The sequence below is a fragment of the Atopobium deltae genome (assembly GCF_001552785.1).
Classification (GTDB): Bacteria; Actinomycetota; Coriobacteriia; order Coriobacteriales; family Atopobiaceae; genus Atopobium; species Atopobium deltae.
Genome location: NZ_KQ959516.1, coordinates 255,324 through 258,881 on the forward strand (window position 1 = coordinate 255,324; position 3,558 = coordinate 258,881).

Consider the following 3,558-nt stretch of genomic DNA (forward strand, 5'->3'; position numbering starts at 1 on the left):
TGTTACGCTTGCAGATCTCTTGAGTTTGACTATCTCATAATCTCGTTAAAACAGATTCAACCAAAATTTTTGCAAGTTGTTGAAGGCCTGCCATGCCCTCGTCATTTTGTGGTAGTTGGTGTAAGGCAGTCATTGCGGTTACTGCCTTTCACTAGAATTTTTTACTTTACATTTATAAATTCTAAGCAGTAGCCGTAGTTTTATCTAGCAACCCTTACACCAACATTTCCAACATGGTCGACAAGACCACAGTGTCATGAAGCCGGGCCGTGCCCGTAGGGTACCAAGTTAGAAAAGCAGGCAGTTACAGAAATTCTGCCACACAACTTTGTCTGCGGACTCTTTTTTATTTTTTATATTTATCAAAATAAAGTCAATAAATATCCGTCAAGCACCGCAACAAAAAAATACAGAACCATCGCTCTTAAAAAAGCTTCAATATGCTTTTTAGGGTTTTGGTAGAGCTCCTTTTGCGGTATTTTTGATAGCCTGATTCTCTTTGTATTTCTCCACCATAACAAATCAATAACGATAAGGTCAAAAACATTTAAGATTTCTCCTACAATCAGCAAACTGATAAAGTTATGCATAAACTTTGTTTGGCGGATGATACTCCCCAACAATAGAAATAAGACGGAAAATATTAAAAAATTTACCATCCATACATCGAATATACCTGTTTCTTTATATTTCCCCAGGTACTCTTTGGTCTCTTTGATTCGCTCTTGAACTTCATCAGGATAGGATATATAATTTCTCAAATTTTTCTCGTCTGTGCCGGTACTCAAAAAACATACCCCAAAAAATACAGCACATAAAATCACTGTTTCAATTAAAAGCATAGGTTTTCCAATTCCTTCTACTTATACATTCCTATACTAAGATTTCAACAATTTAATAATTTCATCCTGCGCCTCTCTACCTTCTCTAAAAAATCTTAGCAACGGATAGCAGTGGCACATCCCCGCCCCTACAATAATCTCATGCGTGGCATTATATTTTTTCATTGCTTTTTCAAAATATTTCGCATAAGCATAAAGGCATTCATTTTCACCGTAATAAAAATAGGTCTTTGGGAAATTCGAAAAATCTCCGCTTGTCCCATCTATCATATATTCTGGCACATCTTCTTCCCCTGTCATTATTTCCCTTGCGGTATTAAAATAGGCAGGATCAATCATGATATCTTTTGGGCTGAGAGCTTCTAACTTTTCCCAAATCTCTTTACTTTCAGCCTTATTATTATTTGGAAGTCCGCCCGGAGAAACTGCAATGATCTTCCCGGGCATTGGCAAAGGCTTGCCCAGGGCATTGTTGTGTAAAAAAATCCCCAGGGCTAAACAAGCACCTGACGAGAACCCCAATACGCCGATATTCTCCTCCTTATATATTTCTGTCATGAGTTTATAAGTTTCAAAACAAACTTCATAAGTCTCTTTTATATTTCTATCGGCCGTGCAAAGTGGATAGAATAAGAACCATACATCCTTCCCCGTTTTTTCCATTATTCTTTCTGAGAGAGAAAAATCCAACCTATCAGGTCCCGTAATCATTCCTCCTCCAAAAAGATAAAGTACTGCTCCCTTTTCTGGGTTTTCATTTTTTTGATAGATCAAAACCCTAAATCCCATTACTTTTCTATCAAAGAGAAAATACTTCTTTTTGCCAGCCCTTTTCATAGCCTTGTCAATGTCAAAATTAGACTTTGCATTATGTTTGTCAGCATATTCTAATATTTCTTTCTTAGGCTTTTTGAATATTTTTTTTACGCCCAAAAGTCTTACTGTTTCTGATGCAATTTTATAAGTTAAACTCATTTTATTTCACCCCGTTAAATAACCCATCAATCTTGATTTCCCGAATCAACGTCCATACCTTATCTCTTGAATTGTCAAACCAAGTGCAACACCTAAATAGATAGTGTCTCACAACTTCCGTCATCATGAGGTTTACGCAAATATCATGGTGTGGAGGAAGAAATGAACCACTACAATCATCTTGCACTAGAAGAGCGTGAAATGATCATGATCTACCAAGAATTAGGCCATAGTATTTCTGCCATAGCAAGAAAATCAAATCGTCACAGATCAACGGTCTCCCAGAACAAGGCCGCCTTGGTGATCAATCACCTTATCGTGCCTCGATAGCACAAAAAGAGTATGAAAACCGCAGGTTGAGTTGCAAACTGTCAAAACAATCACTTCCTGCTTCGAGGTCTGTCTTAACACGTTTCTCTTGCAGGGGAATCTCGGTCGCATCTAAACCTAATTTTCGACCGCCCTAAGATATGAGCGCCCAGGCACTACCCTCCCCATCGACTGCATAACCCTGAGCTGTTGCAAACTCGCCCATCGCAAGAGGCGACATCGATGCGTCCCCCGTAAGATAAATATAGGCCATCGATAAACAGCTCGGACCACAACCAGAAGGCGCAAAGTACTGACCCGCATAGTTGGTATAGCCCCAGCGCTCATCCCACAGCAAGAAGAGCGGAACCATGGGACTGTGAGCGTATTCAGAAAGATCAATAGTTGGATGATCGTTGTGGCGCTTGTCAAAATCCAAAACAAACTGGCGTGCTTCGGGATTGCGTTCAAAGAGACTGACAAGCTCGGTGGGAGTGATCTTGGAAGGGCGTTGCCATGACAGCAAGTCCTGCTGAAAACAGATAACCCCAAGGGACGTAAGCGTAAGAAAAAAGAATGATAACGCGCTTGAACCAGCCGCGATGACGATGTTGGCGACGCGCTCGGCGCTGATACGACCGAAGTGTTGAAACACTACAACTATAGCGAGTTACGCTGCCCCTATAGACAACATCATTATGAGACGCAGACCCTTCGCAGATAACTTCCATGCGCCCTCCTTTCCTGACTTGCGGCATTTCATGACAGGGTTGTATTACTTAAGCGCATTGTCTTCTTGGGGCTGCATCGATGATCTTATGCCACCCCAGAAAAAGAAAGACGAAAAAACGGTATAGCCGTATTTCACGACTATACCGTAATGTTCGGGATTACAAACTCCCTATGTTGCACTGCCTAACCTATTGGTTGTTATTTTTCTTAAGCCCCAGTGCTAGTGCTGAAAGAGCAGATCCAATCAGTGCCATGACACCTACATAGAATGGTGCGCTCGTTGCATCGCCAGTTTTTGGTAGAACATTTGCAGAAGAATTTGTCCCTTTATTTCCTGTGTTTCCATTTATAGAACCTGGCTGTGCTGTTCCTGGGTTCATTGGATGCTCCGGTTTGGCCGGTTCTTCGGTGAAGGTCCAAGAACCTGTAATGCTTGCGTTCTTGTCACCCATGGTGCCGTTATTCGGATCGGTCCAACCGCTGAAGGTCCACGTACCCTTCTTGCCGTCCTTCTCACCTTTTACCGTGTCGTTCTTCTTGTAGGTGGTATCTACGGTGTAGTGATCACCAGCATAGTAGCTGCCGCCATCCTTCGGCGCATCTTTTCCTGCCGGTGCGTCCTTACCCCAGTTGTAGACAACCTGATACTTGTTAGCTTCGGTGAAGGTCCAAGAACCTGTAATGGTTGCGTTCTTGTCAC

At 41.9% G+C, this 3,558-nt stretch carries 5 protein-coding genes; 1 reads left to right on the forward strand and 4 read right to left on the reverse strand.

Translation table 11 applies throughout. The features are described from left to right. Window positions 1-362 precede the first annotated feature (362 nt). Both HMPREF3192_RS06400 and HMPREF3192_RS06405 read right to left on the reverse strand, forming a co-directional pair. On the reverse strand, window positions 363-842 hold the full coding sequence (locus tag HMPREF3192_RS06400) for an ABC transporter permease (protein WP_066306605.1): 480 nt from the start codon (window positions 840-842) through the stop codon (window positions 363-365). Window positions 843-878: 36 nt separating this feature from the next. Beyond that, window positions 879-1,817 (reverse strand): alpha/beta hydrolase, encoded by a 939-nt coding sequence (locus HMPREF3192_RS06405; RefSeq protein WP_066306608.1) that lies wholly within the window; start codon window positions 1,815-1,817, stop codon window positions 879-881. Between the two features lie 162 nt (window positions 1,818-1,979). Between HMPREF3192_RS06405 and HMPREF3192_RS07150 the strand changes: the two genes are divergently transcribed. Beyond that, on the forward strand, window positions 1,980-2,147 hold the full coding sequence (locus HMPREF3192_RS07150) for a helix-turn-helix domain-containing protein (protein WP_082715695.1): 168 nt from the start codon (window positions 1,980-1,982) through the stop codon (window positions 2,145-2,147). 133 nt (window positions 2,148-2,280) lie between these two features. On the opposite strand, the gene HMPREF3192_RS06410 is transcribed toward HMPREF3192_RS07150, so the two are convergent. Next, complete coding sequence (locus HMPREF3192_RS06410; protein ID WP_066306611.1) at window positions 2,281-2,781, reverse strand: hypothetical protein; 501 nt, start codon at window positions 2,779-2,781, stop codon at window positions 2,281-2,283. A gap of 265 nt (window positions 2,782-3,046) precedes the next feature. Then, a partial coding sequence (locus HMPREF3192_RS06415; protein WP_156422898.1) for an SHIRT domain-containing protein occupies window positions 3,047-3,558 on the reverse strand: 512 nt, incomplete at its 5' end.